The organism is Pseudoalteromonas byunsanensis, from assembly GCF_001854475.1.
GTDB classification, from domain to species: Bacteria; Pseudomonadota; Gammaproteobacteria; order Enterobacterales; family Alteromonadaceae; genus Pseudoalteromonas; species Pseudoalteromonas byunsanensis.
This window is the reverse complement of sequence record NZ_MNAN01000037.1, coordinates 337,922-354,521: the sequence shown is the minus strand read 5'-3', so window position 1 is coordinate 354,521 and position 16,600 is coordinate 337,922. Positions and strand designations below refer to the sequence as shown.

12 protein-coding genes are annotated in these 16,600 nt (G+C 42.1%); 9 read left to right on the top strand and 3 right to left on the bottom strand.

Annotated elements, in window-relative coordinates:
* Positions 1-32: 32 nt before the first annotated feature.
* Positions 33-809 carry a thioesterase II family protein gene (locus BIW53_RS19950; RefSeq protein ID WP_070993766.1) on the bottom strand — a complete coding sequence of 259 codons (777 nt, stop codon included), beginning with the start codon at positions 807-809 and terminating at the stop codon, positions 33-35.
* A gap of 251 nt (positions 810-1,060) precedes the next feature.
* On the opposite strand from BIW53_RS19950, the gene BIW53_RS19945 reads away from it, so the two are divergent.
* The 8 genes from BIW53_RS19945 (at position 1,061) to BIW53_RS19905 (ending at position 11,886) form a co-directional block, all read left to right on the top strand.
* The gene (locus BIW53_RS19945; RefSeq protein ID WP_070993765.1) at positions 1,061-3,100 is read left to right on the top strand and encodes a bifunctional 2',3'-cyclic-nucleotide 2'-phosphodiesterase/3'-nucleotidase; all 2,040 of its coding nucleotides are present in this window, start codon (positions 1,061-1,063) and stop codon (positions 3,098-3,100) included.
* 112 nt (positions 3,101-3,212) lie between these two features.
* Positions 3,213-5,390, top strand: coding sequence for a DUF6359 domain-containing protein (locus BIW53_RS19940; RefSeq protein WP_070993764.1), 2,178 nt, complete (start codon positions 3,213-3,215; stop codon positions 5,388-5,390).
* Between the two features lie 576 nt (positions 5,391-5,966).
* The gene (gshB, locus tag BIW53_RS19935) at positions 5,967-7,013 is read left to right on the top strand and encodes a glutathione synthase (RefSeq protein WP_175442180.1); all 1,047 of its coding nucleotides are present in this window, start codon (positions 5,967-5,969) and stop codon (positions 7,011-7,013) included.
* Complete coding sequence (locus BIW53_RS19930) at positions 6,997-8,988, top strand: flavohemoglobin expression-modulating QEGLA motif protein (protein WP_070993763.1); 1,992 nt, start codon at positions 6,997-6,999, stop codon at positions 8,986-8,988. The genes gshB and BIW53_RS19930 overlap by 17 nt, the downstream gene beginning before the upstream one ends.
* 110 nt (positions 8,989-9,098) lie before the next feature.
* Complete coding sequence (locus BIW53_RS19925) at positions 9,099-9,581, top strand: cupin domain-containing protein (protein WP_070993762.1); 483 nt, start codon at positions 9,099-9,101, stop codon at positions 9,579-9,581.
* An 88-nt stretch (positions 9,582-9,669) separates the two neighbouring features.
* A complete protein-coding gene (locus BIW53_RS19920) occupies positions 9,670-10,251 on the top strand; it encodes a nucleoside deaminase (protein ID WP_070993761.1) in 582 nt (193 codons plus the stop codon).
* Between the two features lie 628 nt (positions 10,252-10,879).
* Positions 10,880-11,332 carry a GNAT family N-acetyltransferase gene (locus BIW53_RS19910; RefSeq protein ID WP_070993759.1) on the top strand — a complete coding sequence of 151 codons (453 nt, stop codon included), beginning with the start codon at positions 10,880-10,882 and terminating at the stop codon, positions 11,330-11,332.
* Positions 11,333-11,412: 80 nt separating this feature from the next.
* Positions 11,413-11,886 (top strand): VOC family protein, encoded by a 474-nt coding sequence (locus BIW53_RS19905; RefSeq protein WP_070993758.1) that lies wholly within the window; start codon positions 11,413-11,415, stop codon positions 11,884-11,886.
* 68 nt (positions 11,887-11,954) lie between these two features.
* Here the strand turns inward: BIW53_RS19905 and BIW53_RS19900 are convergent, their stop codons facing one another.
* Complete coding sequence (locus BIW53_RS19900; RefSeq protein WP_084228280.1) at positions 11,955-13,028, bottom strand: PepSY-associated TM helix domain-containing protein; 1,074 nt, start codon at positions 13,026-13,028, stop codon at positions 11,955-11,957.
* Positions 13,029-13,448: 420 nt separating this feature from the next.
* Between BIW53_RS19900 and BIW53_RS19895 the strand changes: the two genes are divergently transcribed.
* Positions 13,449-14,123, top strand: coding sequence for a DUF4336 domain-containing protein (locus BIW53_RS19895; RefSeq protein ID WP_245699496.1), 675 nt, complete (start codon positions 13,449-13,451; stop codon positions 14,121-14,123).
* A 386-nt stretch (positions 14,124-14,509) separates the two neighbouring features.
* Here the strand turns inward: BIW53_RS19895 and BIW53_RS19890 are convergent, their stop codons facing one another.
* Positions 14,510-16,360, bottom strand: a complete 1,851-nt coding sequence (locus tag BIW53_RS19890; RefSeq protein ID WP_070993755.1) for a S8 family serine peptidase — start codon at positions 16,358-16,360, stop codon at positions 14,510-14,512.
* Positions 16,361-16,600 lie beyond the last annotated feature (240 nt).

The window sequence follows — 16,600 nt, the reverse complement described above, 5'->3', positions numbered from 1 at the left end:
TACAAGGCTTCAACAGTGAAACGACCTGCTAGTTACGCGCTGGTGAGTGTACGTTCATTGCAAAGTTGTTTAACGACTTTACTGAAGGCTTCACCTACTTCTTGGTTAATACTGTCGATAAAGAAATGATCACCTTCAAATAAGGTGAAAGTGTACTCACCTGAAAAGTATTTTTGCCAATCTTGTTGTTCTTCGATGGTAATTTCGTCATCTTTACCGGCGAAAACACTCAAGCTGCATGGAGATTGCTCATCTCCAGTATATCGATAGGTGTTTGCTAGTTTAAAGTCAGCACGTAGCACCGGCATAAATAATGTCATCAGTTCTTCATTTTCTAGTACGGCTGGTGGCGTGCCATTGAGGCTTTTCAGCTTCGCTTTAAATGCTTCGTCATCTAATAAGTGGGTATTCTCGTGGCTACGGTCTTTACCTGGGTTTGGACTGCCAGATGCAACGAAGTGGCATGGGCCTGCCATTCCCCTTTGTCGCATTTTGCGTTGTGTTTCAAATGCAACTCTTGCGCCTAAGCTATGACCATAAAATACGAAATCACCGTTTAGATGTGGCTTTAATTCGGTGATCAGCGTATCAGTTAATTCATCCATACATTGAGCTGGTGGCTCACTAATACGTGGACCGCGAGCTGGCATCTGAACAATGATTAGTTCAACAAACTCCGGCAGTGTATTTTTCCATTCACTGAAAGACCTTACGCTGCCGCCTGCATAGGGAAAACAGACAACCTTGAGCGATGCCTGTGGATTAGGCTTAGCAATAAACAGCCAAGGGCTTTGTGATACACGACTCATGTCTTAATCCTTTTTTATTCTTTTTAACCTGTTATGCGCTTTAGTTTACCTTGGTAGGCGATAAAATGAAACGTGCAATAATGCCTATAATTCAATGCTGTTGACGCAAAAGTTGTTTTAAAATATTCAATATAGTTGTCCCTAAAAAGTCATATTTATTGCACAAATATGCCATGAATAATTCGCTTAATTGTCTTTTTAAGCCCCTATAGTACTTGCTCTAATTTTAGATAAAACAAAGAGCAAGGACTATGAAGACAAAGTTATTACCATTAGCAATCTTGTGTGGCTCTAGCGCATTATTTGCTGGTTGTTCAGACTCAGACAACAATCAAGTTAACACTCCAAGCGAAAAGCAACCTGTAAATATTACCGAGGGGACGCAAATCGAAGTTCGCTTGCTTGAGACCACGGATCTACACGCCAACCTTTTAAACTTTAATTACTTTTCAGATAAGCAAGACGATAAGGTTGGACTGGTAAAAACAGCAGCTTTAATTCGTCAGGCGCGCGAGCAAGTGAGTAACTCTTTGCTGGTTGATAATGGTGACTTGATCCAAGGTAGTCCGTTGGGTGATTACATGGCAAAAATTAAAAAGTTAGCCCATGGAGAGGTACACCCTGTTTATGCAGCCATGAATACGCTTGAGTATGACGTTGCGAATATTGGTAATCATGAATTTAACTTTGGCTTAGAGTTTTTGCATGAATCAATTGATGACGCAAACTTTCCCTACATCAGTGCAAATGTGTTTAAAGATGACGGCGATGATGATGCGAGCAATGACGAGCCGCTTTTCAAGCCTTACGTAATACAGGAAAAAACATTTACTGACCTTGAAGGCAATAGTCACACCGTTAAAGTGGGCTTTATTGGTTTTGTGCCACCACAAATCATGCAGTGGGATAAAGCAAACCTAGAAGGTAAGGTTATTGCAAAAGACATTATAGCAATGGCAAATTTGTATGTACCTAAAATGAAAGAAGAGGGTGCAGACTTAATAGTTGCTATTCCGCACTCAGGATTAGATGTAAGTGCTAACAAACCAATGTCTGAGAACGCCAGCTACTATTTGTCTGAGGTAGATGGCATTGACGCCATTATGTTTGGTCACGCTCATGCAAACTTCCCAGGCCCACGATACGAAAATCTGGCTGATCATGGTGTTGATGTAGACAAAGGTACAATCAACGGCGTAGCAGCGGTTATGCCCGGATTTTGGGGGAATCATCTAGGTATTATTGACCTAACGCTGGAGTATAAATCTGGTCAGTGGCAAGTCAGTAAGTCCCAGTCATCGTTGCAAGCAATTTATCAAACCGATGAAAACCGAGTTACCACAGCATTGGTTGATAATGATGCTCAGGTTGAATCTGCGGTTAATGATGCACACCAACAAACACGTGAATGGGTTAATGCGCCATTTGCTAAAATCACTGGGCCTGTGAACAGTTACTTTGCACTTGTAAATGATGACCCTTCTATTCAAATTGTGACCAATGCGCAAACTTGGTATACGCAAAAAATAGTGCAAGGTACTGAGCTTGATGGTTTGCCAATACTTTCAGCAGGTGCGCCGTTTAGAGCAGGTCGTGGCGGTGCGGATGACTATACCTCGATCCCATCTGGTGATATAGCCTATCGCAATGTTGCGGACCTCTATATTTACCCCAATATTCTAAAAGTTCTAAAGCTCAATGGAGCGCAAGTCAAAGAATGGTTGGAGATGTCAGCAGGTCAGTTCAATCAAATAGACGTGCAAAACACTGACGTACAAACGCTTATCAATAGTGAGTTTCCTTCTTACAACTTTGATGTGTTGGATGGTGTTACCTACCAAATCGATGTGACACAACCCGCCAGATATAACGCTAAAGGCGAAAAGGTCTCTGATGGTCAGCGCATTATCGCGCTTCAATATCAAGGCGAACCGGTGGCTGATGAACAGCAATTCTTAGTGGCGACCAACAACTATCGAGCTTCTGGTGGTGGAAACTTCCCAAATATCGGAGCCGACAAGATAGTCGTCGACTCTCCTGATGAAAACCGTCAAGTGGTCGCCGACTATATTGCTTTTCAAAGTCATGCAAACAATGGTGAAGGCCTAAATCCGGCTGCAGATATGAACTGGTCATTTGCGCCAATTGCTAACGTGCAGATCCAATTTACCAGTGCTAATAGCGCTGAAGCAAAGGCGTATAGCGAGCAGTTTGCTCACATCATTACCACCGACCAAGTGGATGAATCTGGCTTTGCTGTTTATCAATTAGATTTGACCCAGCCGCAGTAATTTGCGGTTTAACTCTAGCCCCTTTGTTGGGGCTATTTATTATCCACCCCTAGCTGCTGTCTTGTTGATGCAAAGAGATAGGGATCTCTAACTTAGTAACGGGAATTTTAAAATGAAATCTTTGTATAGATACAGTGCACTGGCGTTGTTGTTCAGTGGCTCGCTCTCACTGAATGCTATGGCAGTCGAGGCGTATAACTGGAACAACATCGCGTCGATAAAAACACCTTCTGCAAGCAGCAATAATGGTAAAACCGTTTATTTTGATGTTTCACATGGTGGTGTCGAAGGAAATGCTGACTGGGTCATTGATGGAGCATTTTCTGATTTTGCGGATGCGTTAGTGCAACAAGGCTATACCGTTAAAGAATACCGTGGCGTTGATTTAAATAACGATGGTCGCATTCGTTTTTATGATGATCGCAGCAATCAAGCAAATCAAAATGAGGCGGTGATCAGCTATGATGCAATAAAAGAAGCTGACGTATTTGTTCTTGCAGAAACTAACCGTCCATTTACTAGTAGCGAGCAGGCAGCATTGGAGCAATTTGTAGCTTCTGGAAAAGGAATTTTCTTTGTTGCTGATCATTACGATGCAGATCGCAACTTAAATACTTGGGATGCAACAGAAGTCTTTAATGGTTATAACCGTTCAGACTTAAGTAAATACAACATGGGTGGCGCTTATGGTGACTGGCGCAATCCAAAAAATGCGAACGCAGGATGGTTAGTTGATAACTTTGGTATTCGTTTTCGTTTTAATGCGGTTGATTATAAGCAAGGTGTGAGCGGTGTTGTTGAAAGTTCAAAAACGGAAGGGATCACACAAGGTGTTCAGCCTATTTTGATGGCTGCGGGGGCAACATTGGCGATTGTGGACCCACAAAAAGCCAAAGGGTTAGTGTATTTTTCAGAAGCGGATACTCCGGTTAAATGGCGACATGCTAAAGATCAGGGGCTATATTTTGGCGGAGCTGCCGAAGGTCCATACGCTGCTATTGCAAAATCAGGAGCTGGTAAAGCGGCATTTATTGGTGACTCTTCACCGATAGAAGATGCGACACCAAAGTACCTTCGCCAGGATAACGGTAATACTAAAAAAACCTACCCAGGCTGGACTGATACGGGTAATGCTGCGGTGTTGGCGGTTAATATTATAAACTGGCTAGCAACACCTGAAAGTTATCAATATTTTGATGGTAGTAACGGCCATGTCAGTGGTGTCGCAACGCCAACACCTATGGCGGTTCAGGAACATACAGACCCCAACAATGGTCAGCCATGGGGCACGCCAGCAACAGGGTTCAATGCATGGGATACGGACACCTACAAAAATAACTCCTATAATGCGCCATTTGGCAATGGGCAAACCAATCCTGATCCGGATCCAACGCCTACACCCGGTAGCATGGTTTCAGTAGAGCAAGCGCTTGCATCAACACAAGGCACTGAACTGGTTGTAGTTGGCAAAGTGACGGCGGCTGTAAACGGCATTTACGGATTGGACCTTACAGATTTAAATAACCCCGCAAGTCATATCTATGTGAAGCTTGAAAGCGCTCAGCGTAACGATTTCAACCCGCAATTAAATCCTAGTATTTTAAATCAAAACATTATTATTACCGGCAAGCGCGACAGTTACATGGGAGAGCCTGGGCTTCGGTATGTCAGTGATATTCAAATTGCACCAATCGCTTTGTCTGTAGAACAGGCATTGGCTACAGCGCAAGGAGAAAGTGTTGAGTTAACTGGACGTGTAAAATCGGCATTGAATGATATTTACGCGTTAGTGCTTGAAGATAGTAATGACCCTAGTTTTACCATTAATGTGAAACTGGAAAGTGCGCAGCGCAGTGAGTTTAGCCCGCAGCTAAATCCATCTATTCTAAATGCCCAACTATTGATCAAAGGTGTGCGCGACAGCTACATGAGCGCACCGGGTGTGCGTCAGGTCAGTTCGATAGAAGTAGTGGGTCATGGCACCACTGACCCAGATACAGGGAATGATATGTCAGTGAGCGATGTTCTGGCATTGACAAATGGTCAGGCTGTGGTTGTGGCAGGTGTGATAACTTCAGCCGTCAATGGCCAATATGCTCTTGAATTGAGTGACGATAATAACAGTGCGGATAATTTATATATCAAACTAGAATCTTCTCAGCGTGATGCGTTTAGTCCGCAGTTAAACCCCAACCTATTGGGTAAACGCATACGTGTCGAAGGCATTAAAAACGACTATATGAGCCACCCAGGTGTGCGCAATGTCAGCAAGCTGACGTTGTTAGACTAAGGTATTTCACCCAAAGAAACAGAGGGCCGTAAGGCCCTTTTTACTCACTAGCACTTTGAGACGAGGAATTCGGCATTGTAGGGAATGCTTATCTGAGAATGTGACGGTTGTGCTGTTTGTCATGAATAGTTAAAAAACCAGCATGTGCTCGGTGATGCCAAGGCAGGTGCTCATTTCTAACCAGTGGCGTATTTTCTTCTTTAATTATTTGATTCTATTAACTATTTATTAGTTGGTTATTTTCTCGGGGGAGCTTTGTTCCAAATGAGATGGTTCTACATCACTTAATAGTTAAATAAATCCATGATCTCATTAAGAATGATGATTCATTTTTGTGTCTTGAGTAACGCTTTTAAAGTCTAAATTTAATACCAATTATGATAATCGGAGTTGCGATGTCGGTGGCTGAAAAAGCTCGCTAACTTACTCTGACAAAAGCTAAATTTTGGTATGTAAGTATTTTTATCGTGACGATAAAAATATTTCTCAGCAGTGGGGGGCGCGATTTTGTACTCTACGCTCTTTAAGGTGTTGCCAATGTTGGCAATACCGTTTAGCTACAAGAGATCAAAGCCTGTGAAAATTTGTTTTATTATGTACCCGTGGCATAAAGTTGAGCCTGAAAACGATTCAACTTTACGTTTAATCCATGAGTGCGTAAAGCGCGGTCACACCGTAGCGCTTGCAACCGTTAACAATTTAACCATTCGTGACAGTGTTGCTAGTGCATTTTGTGATGTATTCACAAAAGATAGTAAGTGCCCGGACAATATCCCTAGCTTTTACAAAACGGCGCAATTTAAGCGCGTACAGCTACCCATGGCGGGTTTTGACGCCATCATTATGCGAGCGAATCCACCACTGGATACACTAGCGCTGAATTTCTTAGACTCAATTCGTGGTGATACTTTCATCATGAACGACTTAGATGGTTTGCGTATCGCTAACAACAAAATATACACCGCTTCGTTTCAAGATACGGCCAGTGAGTTTATTCCGGCAACGCATGTGTCGAAAAATCGCGAGTATCTTGAGCGTATTTTTGAAGAATCACCTAGTAACCGTATGATCCTCAAACCATTGGATGGATATGGCGGTCGTGGTGTTATTGTGCTTGAGAAAAACGCCAGACAAAGCTTCCGTTCATTGCTGGACTTTTACATCGGTGGTGATGAACACGGTAAAGGCAGCAACTATGTGATCTTACAAGATTATGTTGAAGGTGCTGAACAAGGAGATGTGCGTATTTTGATGCTTAACGGCGAGCCAATTGGCGCAATGAAACGTATTCCAGATGCAAACGATGTACGTGCCAATGTTCACGCGGGTGGTCGTGTGGTGAAGCACAAGTTGACCGCACAAGAGAAAAAGCTATGTAAGTACATAGGCCCAAAATTGGTACGTGATGGTTTATATTTCACAGGAATAGACGTTATTGGCGGTAAGTTAATAGAAGTAAATGTATTAAGCCCTGGTGGAATTGTACGTATCAACAAGCTTAACCGAGTTCGCCTACAATCTCAGGTTATTGATTTTGTGGAAAGTGTTGTACATGCAAAAGAATTAGTACGTAGCCGTAAATCTGAGTTCAGACAGGTGATTGAAGATGCTAACGCTGTCTGAGCGCGAGTGTATTGCGTTAATTAAAAAAGGTGAGTGCTTTCACGCTGAAGTTGAATCAGGTGCATTCATCGTTAAGATAGATGAGTATTCGCCTGTTATTTGTGCGGCTATTCATAATGGTCATAACTTGCGCAGCGAGCTTGAAAAAGCTTTTTTGTTAACTAAAGAAGAGCGCTTTTTTGAAGAAGATCCGTATACGGATGAGCTGATCTCGTCATTTCCAATCCAATTAATTGGTAATGACTCTCGCTTTGAGTATGACTTGAATCGAGCCAAAACACTCTCTACGTACTTTAAAACTGCGTGGAACAAACAGGTGTGGAAAAAGCCGCTGAGCCCAGCACAAAGAGCCAAAAGCCATCGTAAGCATCAGGCGTTTTACAACGTACTTGAAGCGATTATCGCAGAGGTTGAGCATCGCTTTAAAAATGCCATTGTGTTTGATATTCATTCGTACAACTACAAACGAATTGAACATGATACGCCAACCTTTAATATTGGCTCTGGACAAATTGATATTGAGCGCTGGGGCAAGGTTAGTGAATATTTTGAGAAGCAGCTCAACAAAATTAGCTTGCCTAACCTTGATGTGCGTGCTGCCACCGATGAAGTGTTTCAAGGGCGTGGATATTTAATTTCTCACGTTAATGCACACTTCGACAATACGCTAGTATTGCCAACAGAAGTGAAAAAAGTCTTTATGGATGAAACTACGGGTGAGGTTTATCCGTTAGTTTTAGAAGAGCTTAAAGCGGGCTTTAAAAATGCTATCAGTGATACGGCAGCATATTTTGCGCGTCGTTATGGTAAGCGTAAAACTACCAAAAAAGCTGATGTGTTGTCGTCATCGATTAGTCCTGATGTCTTGAAGATTGATAAGGCTCTGTATTCGCTGTGTAAAAATGTAGAGACATTGAACTACATTAACCCTGTGAACATTGCCACGGAACGAAATCGGTTTTTAAATAAAAGCAGTGATGTGTGTCCTAATTTTACATACAAGCAGCTGAATATTAATCCGTACAAGTTTAGAGAGCATTTATATCAGTTGCCTGTTGATGAGATCATGGACGCGGACATTCAACAGCTTTATCGCCATGTAATTGATAACCTAGCGAATAAAATTGACTTGTTGAGTACCATTGGTAGTGACAACTTTCTGTATAATTCACTGAAGTATTATGGTGCACCGCAAAAAGCTGATGTTGAAAACGCCAAATTTATTTTGCATTTAAACAATTCAGAGTTAGAGAAGGAGCAGGCTGTACACAACGCTGACGAGGCGGTTGAGTACTTTAAGCAAATGGCACAGCAGTGGGGTTTGGTTTGTCGTATTGAAAAATCAAGCAAAACCGTAGCTAAGGCCATGGTTAACAGTGAGAAGTCGCTGTTAATGGTGAATAAAGATGCGAAGTTTACTGCACCTGAATTACATGCTTATGCCTATCATGAGCTGGGTATTCATATGCTGACTACGCTGATAGCCAAAAAGCTACCTTTGAAGATTTTTGCACTGGGCTTAGCGGGTAACACGCATACTCAAGAAGGAGTAGCGATATACAGCGAGTATTGTTCGGGCAGTTTGACAATAGGTCGTTTAAAAACGCTTGCACTGCGAGTGTTGGCAGTACATTACATGTTGGAACACGGTGATTTTGTTAAGACCTTCCATAAGCTAGTTGAAGATCACGGTGCGAGCAGAGAGTCGGCCTTTACACTTACTACTCGTGTGTATCGCGGGGGCGGATTTACTAAAGATCACCTTTATTTAAAGGGCTTTAGAGACGTACTACATTTGGCCAAGCACTCGTCATTGGATAACTTGCTAATGGGTAAGGCTGGTCTTTTAGACTTGGGCGTCATTTCAGAAATTGTTGAACGAGGTATGTTGCCCAAACCTACGCCATTGTTTGACTTAGCTTACCGTCCTTCAGGCAATCCTGTGCTTGATTTTGTGATTGGTTCAATCAAATAAACACACCTAAACCACAGCCATCTTTGGCTGTGGTTTTCTTACATTTCCCGAATTTTCTCATTATTATGTGCATGGTACACTGAATTCTCTGTCGCAATAGAGGAAGTAACATGGACAAGTACTTGTTGACACATAATGACATCGAACATCTTCAGGGGGTCGAAAAGACTCACTTTTTAAACGATAAAGCCCAGCGGCTCAATAAATCACTAGGTGACGCAACGGGCCTGACAGGGTTTGGTTTTCATATTATTGAGGTCGAGCCTGGATTTTACTCCACGGAGTTTCATAAACACTATCATGAAGACGAATGTATTTATGTACTTGAGGGGGAAGCGACGGCGACCATTGGAGATGAACAGTATCATATTGGTGCAGGCGACTTTATTGGTTATCGTGCAGGTGGCCTTGCGCACACTATCTATAACAGTGGTTCTGACACGTTTAAATGTATCGTGGTTGGTCAACGCTTATCTCATGATGTGGGTGACTATCCAAACTTGCAAAAACGCATCTATCGACAGCAGGGCTTGCCTTGGAATCTGGTAGATATTGATGACATTGCTGAGCCTGTTGCGGGTAACAAAGCGTGATAGGGTGTGCAAATAACGATAAAGATAGAATTTAAACTATGCTTTTAGAGCGAGTAAAAAGAGAGATTATTTTTAGAAGGAAGAGCTTATGGCCATATTAACTAAGAATACACAGGTTTGTGATGCAGTACTGGCTGTGATCGCCCATATGCCAACTCGTAGCTTACCTACGCTCATGAATGCAGAGTTTTCTTGCTCTTTAACCGATGCTGACTTTATGCGCATCGCGGTGCTATTGGCGCAAAAAAGTTACGGCGAAGGGGGCTGCCCAATTGGTGCGGTTATTATAGATAACCAAACCCGGCAAATCGTTGGCAAAGGGCATAACACCTTGGTACAAGAAGATCACCCTTATAATCATGGTGAAACCTCAGCTATTCGTGACGCTGGGCGCATTGATTTTGGTAAAACCACATTGTTTACCAGTCTCAGCCCATGTGATGTGTGTGCAACGCTATTGTACATGAGAGGCTTTAGTAAAGTCGTTGTAGGTGATGTTACTAACGCGTCGGGCAATGAAGCAATGCTCACAGAAAAGGGTGTAAATGTTGAGATATTGGAAGACCAACAAGGTATTGCTCAATACGCCAAATTCAGAGCCGAAAAACCAGAACAAGATTTGGAAGACTGGCAAGGCTTAAATGCGGTGAATAATCCGAGGGTGTTGTAGTTTAGCGCAAACTCTATGAACTGAGCTTTCGTTAGCACACCGTGACATTCCTAGAAAATGGTCGCCAATTGGTGGCCATTTTCTTGTTTGTATTGACCACTTTTCCTTTGTCATGCATGTTAGAGCTTAAAAAAATCAGTAATAAGAACTTAGCGCACCGATATCGAAGTGAATAGGCGGGCTGTGTTGGGTGTGCTCAGGTGGTGCGTGAAAACTCAAATATTCAGCGCGTGGTGAGTTGTTTGGATTAGGGAAATAAATGAACTTCATAAAAAAAGTAAGCGTTGGAACAAGAAGTAAACAAGAGTCTATTCTATTGAACATCAAAGTTCCCCGTGGGAATGAAACAAAGCTAATCGTGTTTGCGGGTAAAAACCGCTCGGGAAAATCACATATTATTAATCATATTGATAGAAGTATTAAAGAAGTTTACTGATATACCACTCGGTGATGGCAGGATAACTAACGACGAAGCAAGTAATATTGAAAATATATGCAGGCAGGTTTTGTGGGAGTTTATTAGAAACCATCTCACAGACAAACATGCCAATGAGTTTGATAAGAAAAAATGGCTAGCTGATAAAAGCTATCGCTTAGGCTACTGTACAAAAAGTAAATTAGGACAACCATGATAACGAAGCTAAAACATCACGATGAGCGCACCGCAAAGCAAATCTGGAGCGTGTTGCAAAGCGCCTATCGCGTTGAGGCGAAATTGATAGGAAGGGAAGATTTTCCACCTTTGTTTCGAACAGTTGCTGATATCAAAGCTGCAAAAAGTGATTATTATGGCTACGTCGAAAGCAATGACATCGCAGCGGTGATTGAAATTGAAATCGTTAAGCAGCATCTTGAGATCCATAGTTTGGTGGTAGACCCTCGTCATTTTAGAAAGGGGATTGCCGATAAGCTGATGCACTTTGTGCTTAATGAGTTTGATGTTACATCTGCCATGGTTGAAACGGCGGTGGTGAACAACCCTGCAATTCGGTTGTACAAAAAGCATGGATTTATTGAGCGTGATAGGTTTACCCCTGCACATGGTATCGAGAAACTGGCTTTGTCATATTTTAAATATTGAGGCTGGTGGGTTTTTGGCTGTGCACATTGCATTATTTTCAACTAGTCTCAATGAGCAAATAACGACGAAGGAGAAAAGTTATGACAGTGCCTGCAATCCCAGATGGCTTTCATTCAGTTACCCCTTATTTAATTATTGATGGTGCGCTGAACGCTATCGTGTTTTACCAAAAAGCCTTTAACGCAGAGCTTGTTATACAGCTGCCGATGCCTGATGGAGGCGTTGCTCATGCTGAGCTTAAGATTGGTAACTCACATATTATGCTTTCTGATATGTGCTCAGAAGCCCACTTTCAAGACCCACAAGCACTTGGGGGGACAGCAGTAAGCCTCATGTTATATGTTGAGGATGTTGATAGTGTGTTTGCCAATGCTGTCGCATTGGGGGCCGTAGAGGTTAGGCCTGTTCATGACCAGTTTTACGGTGATAGGGCGGGCACCCTACAAGACCCATTTGGTCATGTTTGGACCATTGCCACGCATATAGAAGATCTAAGCCAAGAAGAAATTATGCAACGCATGGTTGATTTTATGAGTCAGCAGCAGGATGTATGATTAATACTCACCACAGAGCCACAAACAAAGAGCGCTTTTCTTTTAACTTTAAAGCGCCCTTTTGTCGTTCAGCAGTTTTTACCTTTACGTTGTCGCTTCACATAGAAGTAGCCCCCAGAGATTAAAAAGAATACGGGGAGTAGGGTGAATATCAGCCACAAGATTTTAGTAACATGTCCCCCAAAACTGCCAACGTGAAATACATACCTGAAATTCCATGTTGCGGTTGCTGCACTTTGATCAACAGCGTTAAACTTTTTCACAAGCTGGCCACTATTCATATCCACCCAACGCATACTATGAGGGGCAAACTCGTGTGCCAACTGTACTTGTGCGGACATCAGAGCATTGTTATGAGGAAAGTTTAAACGTTGTAATTTTGCACCTTCAAGACTGTCTAAAATGGTTTGATAAGCCTCGTCGATAGAAACTAATGGGCCTGTAGCTTCAATTTTTGGTGCCTCGACCTTGGTGATGTCACTAAATGTTAGGGTTTTTACAACCGCTTGCGTTGCATCTTTCCAATGAAATGTCATCCCAGAAAAAGCAATTAATATGATCGGGACAGCACAAAACACGCCGAGCGTAATATGTAATTGGTAAAGTAGAATTTTAGGTTTTGCCTTCCAGTTAACTTTTAATCTTTTCAGCGGCTTATTGGGTTTCAACCATAACCATAAACCTATCAATATCTCAATGATTAGCATTAAACTCGCTATATTAATGAAAACTTTAAAAGGCAGCTCTCCTTCATCATTTTTATATAATAACCAGCGGTGAAACAGCATGATCACCCCATAGAAAGTTTCGCTATAGCGATAATGTTTTATGACTTCACCGGTGTAAGGGTTTAGATTCACCGCAGTAAGGTCATTCAAGAAAACTTGCCACGCTAAGTCGGGTTCATCTTGAAGACGAATTTGACGAATGTGTGACCCCGTATGCTGCTCTACACGCGTAACAAGTTCGGACATGCGTAACGTTTGTGTACCAGGGGAAACACGCCACTCACTAGGAGCAAGAGCGCGCTGTAGTTCGTTGCCATAAACCAACAAAGCACCACTGATACAGATACACAGCAAAAAAATCGCTGTAATGGCAGCAATCATCAGGTGACATCGTCTAAGTATTTTTACAAGCATAATAATTTCAAACGTGAAGCATTAGCCTCTCGAGCATTAATAAATGAAAACGGTACGCCACTTGCGTAACCAACCCATGTTTTTGTAGCGACTTATTGGGAAAAAATCGCAACGTCGCTAGGTAGAAGCTATTAGCGAGCTTGTTTGACTTGGCTATAAAACAAGCGGTGACAGTGCTTTAGCGCATTAGCGATGTTTTTATTGCGATTTCATAAATGCAAATTGATATCACATGCTAATGATAATGGTTATCAAAATCAAGTTTCTATTTTACTTTAGTCGTCCTACTTCAAGCATCGCATATATCGACTTGTGGCCCATAAAAATGCCACTGTTAAATTTGTGGTATTTTTCTCACGCTAGACAGAAAAGGCACTTAGTTGTTCACCATGTCATTCGAAAATAGCAGACAATATCTGGGTGTTTGACGGTGAATCTGTATCTTATTTTTCGTTACCTCATGCTACCCGCATGACGGTTGTGCGCTTTGAAGACAATTCTTTATGGCTACATAGCCCCATCAAAATGACAGACGCCCTATTGCGCGAATTATCTTCTTTAGGTGAAGTAAAATATCTGATAGCGCCCAATGAATTACATCATTTATATTTGCAAGATTGGCAAAAGCAGGTGCCAAGAGCAATGTTAATGGGAACGGAAAAAGTAGTTAGAAAGCGTCATGATCTTGAGTTTAACGGCGAATTATCCGCTGATTTTTTGCCTCCATGGTCATCTGATATTGCTTATCTGTTGTTTACGGGAGCGCCTGCGATGGAAGAAGCGGTGTTTTTTCATCGACCCTCTCGCACTCTGATCGTAACTGACTTAATTGAGGGGAGTATCAGCGTAGCAAATGAGCCTTCAAAGAGCTGGTTGGCTAAATTTGCAGGAGTGGTGGGATTAGATGCTGGCACTATTTTGGACTGGCGTTTGAGTTTTACTTTTCACAAAGAAGAAGCTCGAAGTCATATAGAACAAATGATTACTTGGCATCCTGAGACTATCATTATGGCTCATGCACATAAGGTGGATCATCATGCGGAGCGATTTCTAGAGCGGTCATTTTCTTGGCTGCATCCACATGTGGCCGAATAAGAGCGAGTAAACAGCTAAGTAGATATTAAAGAGTGATGCGGCGCTTAGTGTATGAAAGGGCTTAACTAAGGTGCAGGTAAATCACGTTTACTCGATTTATGGTGGCAGTGTTGTAAAGGTGCTTTACAGTGCGATTTTTGCCCTCAGGAGACATCCTCAATATTTATGATACCAGCACGCAAACCAAGTCAAACTTTTACAATGGTGGTTTAGATTTATCTCGCTCTATTTACAGGTGTGAATATGTGACATTCAGTGTTATTAAATACAGGACTGAATAACGGCCAAGTAAAAGAGCATAGGAAGTCTAGTTTTGTTTGTATAAAAGCTAATAAAAAGCCCGAACTAGGCTCGGGCTTTTTATTTCGTTACTTTATAGCTATGGTTTAGTATTGACCCACTAAGCTTACACCAGAGAAGCTAGTGTAACCGTTTAGCATGATGTAATACGTACCACCTTGACCTGAATTTAAAGAACAAGTTTCGCTGTTGCCATTTCTAAATGGACGACAGTCATAGCTTGAAGTAGTTGGTGCTGAACCTTTTTTTACATATAAGTCAGCATCACCAGAACCACCAGAGATTGACACATTTAACGTCACGTTTGCTGGTACTTCAATCTTATAGTTTAGTTGCTGGTTTTGGCTGCCAGCTAAACCTGTCACTGGAACACCGTTTTGTAGACAGTCACTGCCACAACCTGTGTCATCACCGCCAACTGTTGCTGTAAGTGTCGCACCGCTATATGAACTATAGCCGTGTAACATTGCATACCAATCGCCGCCTGCTGGGTTAGTGAAATCACACTGCTCTTCGTTACCATTTTTATATGGACGACAAGCATAATCATTCGTGGTTGGCTTTTGACCTTGTTTTACATATAAGTCAGCATCGCCAGAACCACCTGTTAACACGAATGATAGTGCTGAACTACCTGCTGGAACGTTGATTCTGAAGTATTTTTGAGAACCGTTTGCACCGTCAGCAGCAACACCTGCACCGCTAGTTAGTTCAGTTATTGGCGGCTCTACGATAGGGCCACTTGCAGCTTGTAGTAATTCGTTTGGTGAACCAGTCTTCGCATCAGATAACTTGTTCTTCGCGCTCTTATCGCTGAGCATCTGATCAAGCTGTGATGGCGTAAGACTTGGGTTTTCATCCAAGTAAAGTGCAACAGTACCCGCAACGTGCGGTGCAGCCATAGATGTACCACTGATTGTGTTTGTTGCAGTGTTTGAGTTGTACCAAGCAGACTTGATGCTTGAACCAGGGGCATAAATATCTAGACAAGTACCATAGTTAGAGAAGCTAGAACGACCATCGCTGCTTGTTGTTGAACCAACAGTGATTGCATCAGCAGCACGTGCAGGAGAGTAGTTACATGCATTGCTGTTATCGTTACCAGCAGCTACGACAAAGCTAACACCAGCGGCAACTGCACTGTTAACGGCATCATCAAGTGCTTGAGAAACACCACCGCCAAGACTCATGTTCGCAACTGATGGGCCACTTGCATTGTTCTTAACCCAGTTAACACCTGAGATTACACCAGAGTTTGTACCTGAACCGCTACAGCTCAAAACGCGAACACCTACAACGTTAACATTTTTAGCTACACCGTAGGTTGAGCCACCGATTGTACCAGCCACGTGAGTACCGTGACCGTTACAGTCTGTTGCATCTGCATCGTTATCAATAAAGTCATAGCCGTGACTTGCGCGGTTACCAAATTCGTTATGGCTTACCAGTACACCTGTATCGATAATATAAGCGGTAACACCTGAACCATCATAGTCATAATGGTAGACACCGTTTAGCGGTAGGTCTTGTTGATCAATACGATCTAGACCCCAAACCGCGCCATTTTGATCCGCTGTTGTGCCAGCCAATGGATTAACCGTTACGATTTGGTCTTGTTCTATGTACTTAACGTTGCCATCTTTTAGCATTGCTTCAATTTGTTTCTTATTGGCGTTAACAAGTACGCCATTTAAAGCTGAGCCAAAGTTACGCTTTACACGCACGTTATACTTGTTTGCTAAATCGTTACCCTGCGCCTCAAGATATGCTGAAACCTGATTTTCATTGTTCATGCTCAGTACACTTGGAGTGTCAAACACAATAATATACTGATCTTCAATGGCTTTATCTGGGTTTACAGACATCATTTGCGCTGCATAACTGTTTGAAGCAATACCTAAAGTAACTGCTAATGTGAGAGTGTTTAGCTTTGTCATATTATTTCCTTTACATGTTGTTTTAAGTGGATTCGCTATCTACGATGACTCAAAATGAACAAAAAATAAACTGTTCTGTTATAATTTTTTAACTTTAGTTTAACCATAAATACACAACAAATGTTATAAGTAGTTTCCTCAACCATTCTGTACAAATTTCTTGAGATGTATGAATGTAGAGCTCTTGCACGATGTTTTTACAAAATTAATGGTTGAATAAGCACCACAACTTGCTAATAT

Bases quoted from the DNA above. Each gene is read 5' to 3' on its own strand.
- BIW53_RS19890 (WP_070993755.1), bottom strand. From the start codon at position 16,360: ATGACAAAGCTAAACACTCTCACATTAGCAGTTACTTTAGGTATTGCT.
- BIW53_RS19920 (WP_070993761.1), top strand. From the start codon at position 9,670: ATGGCCATATTAACTAAGAATACACAGGTTTGTGATGCAGTACTGGCT.
- BIW53_RS19950 (WP_070993766.1), bottom strand. From the start codon at position 809: ATGAGTCGTGTATCACAAAGCCCTTGGCTGTTTATTGCTAAGCCTAAT.
- BIW53_RS19925 (WP_070993762.1), top strand. From the start codon at position 9,099: ATGGACAAGTACTTGTTGACACATAATGACATCGAACATCTTCAGGGG.
- BIW53_RS19910 (WP_070993759.1), top strand. From the start codon at position 10,880: ATGATAACGAAGCTAAAACATCACGATGAGCGCACCGCAAAGCAAATC.
- BIW53_RS19900 (WP_084228280.1), bottom strand. From the start codon at position 13,028: ATGCTTGTAAAAATACTTAGACGATGTCACCTGATGATTGCTGCCATT.
- BIW53_RS19905 (WP_070993758.1), top strand. From the start codon at position 11,413: ATGACAGTGCCTGCAATCCCAGATGGCTTTCATTCAGTTACCCCTTAT.
- BIW53_RS19930 (WP_070993763.1), top strand. From the start codon at position 6,997: ATGCTAACGCTGTCTGAGCGCGAGTGTATTGCGTTAATTAAAAAAGGT.
- BIW53_RS19945 (WP_070993765.1), top strand. From the start codon at position 1,061: ATGAAGACAAAGTTATTACCATTAGCAATCTTGTGTGGCTCTAGCGCA.
- BIW53_RS19940 (WP_070993764.1), top strand. From the start codon at position 3,213: ATGAAATCTTTGTATAGATACAGTGCACTGGCGTTGTTGTTCAGTGGC.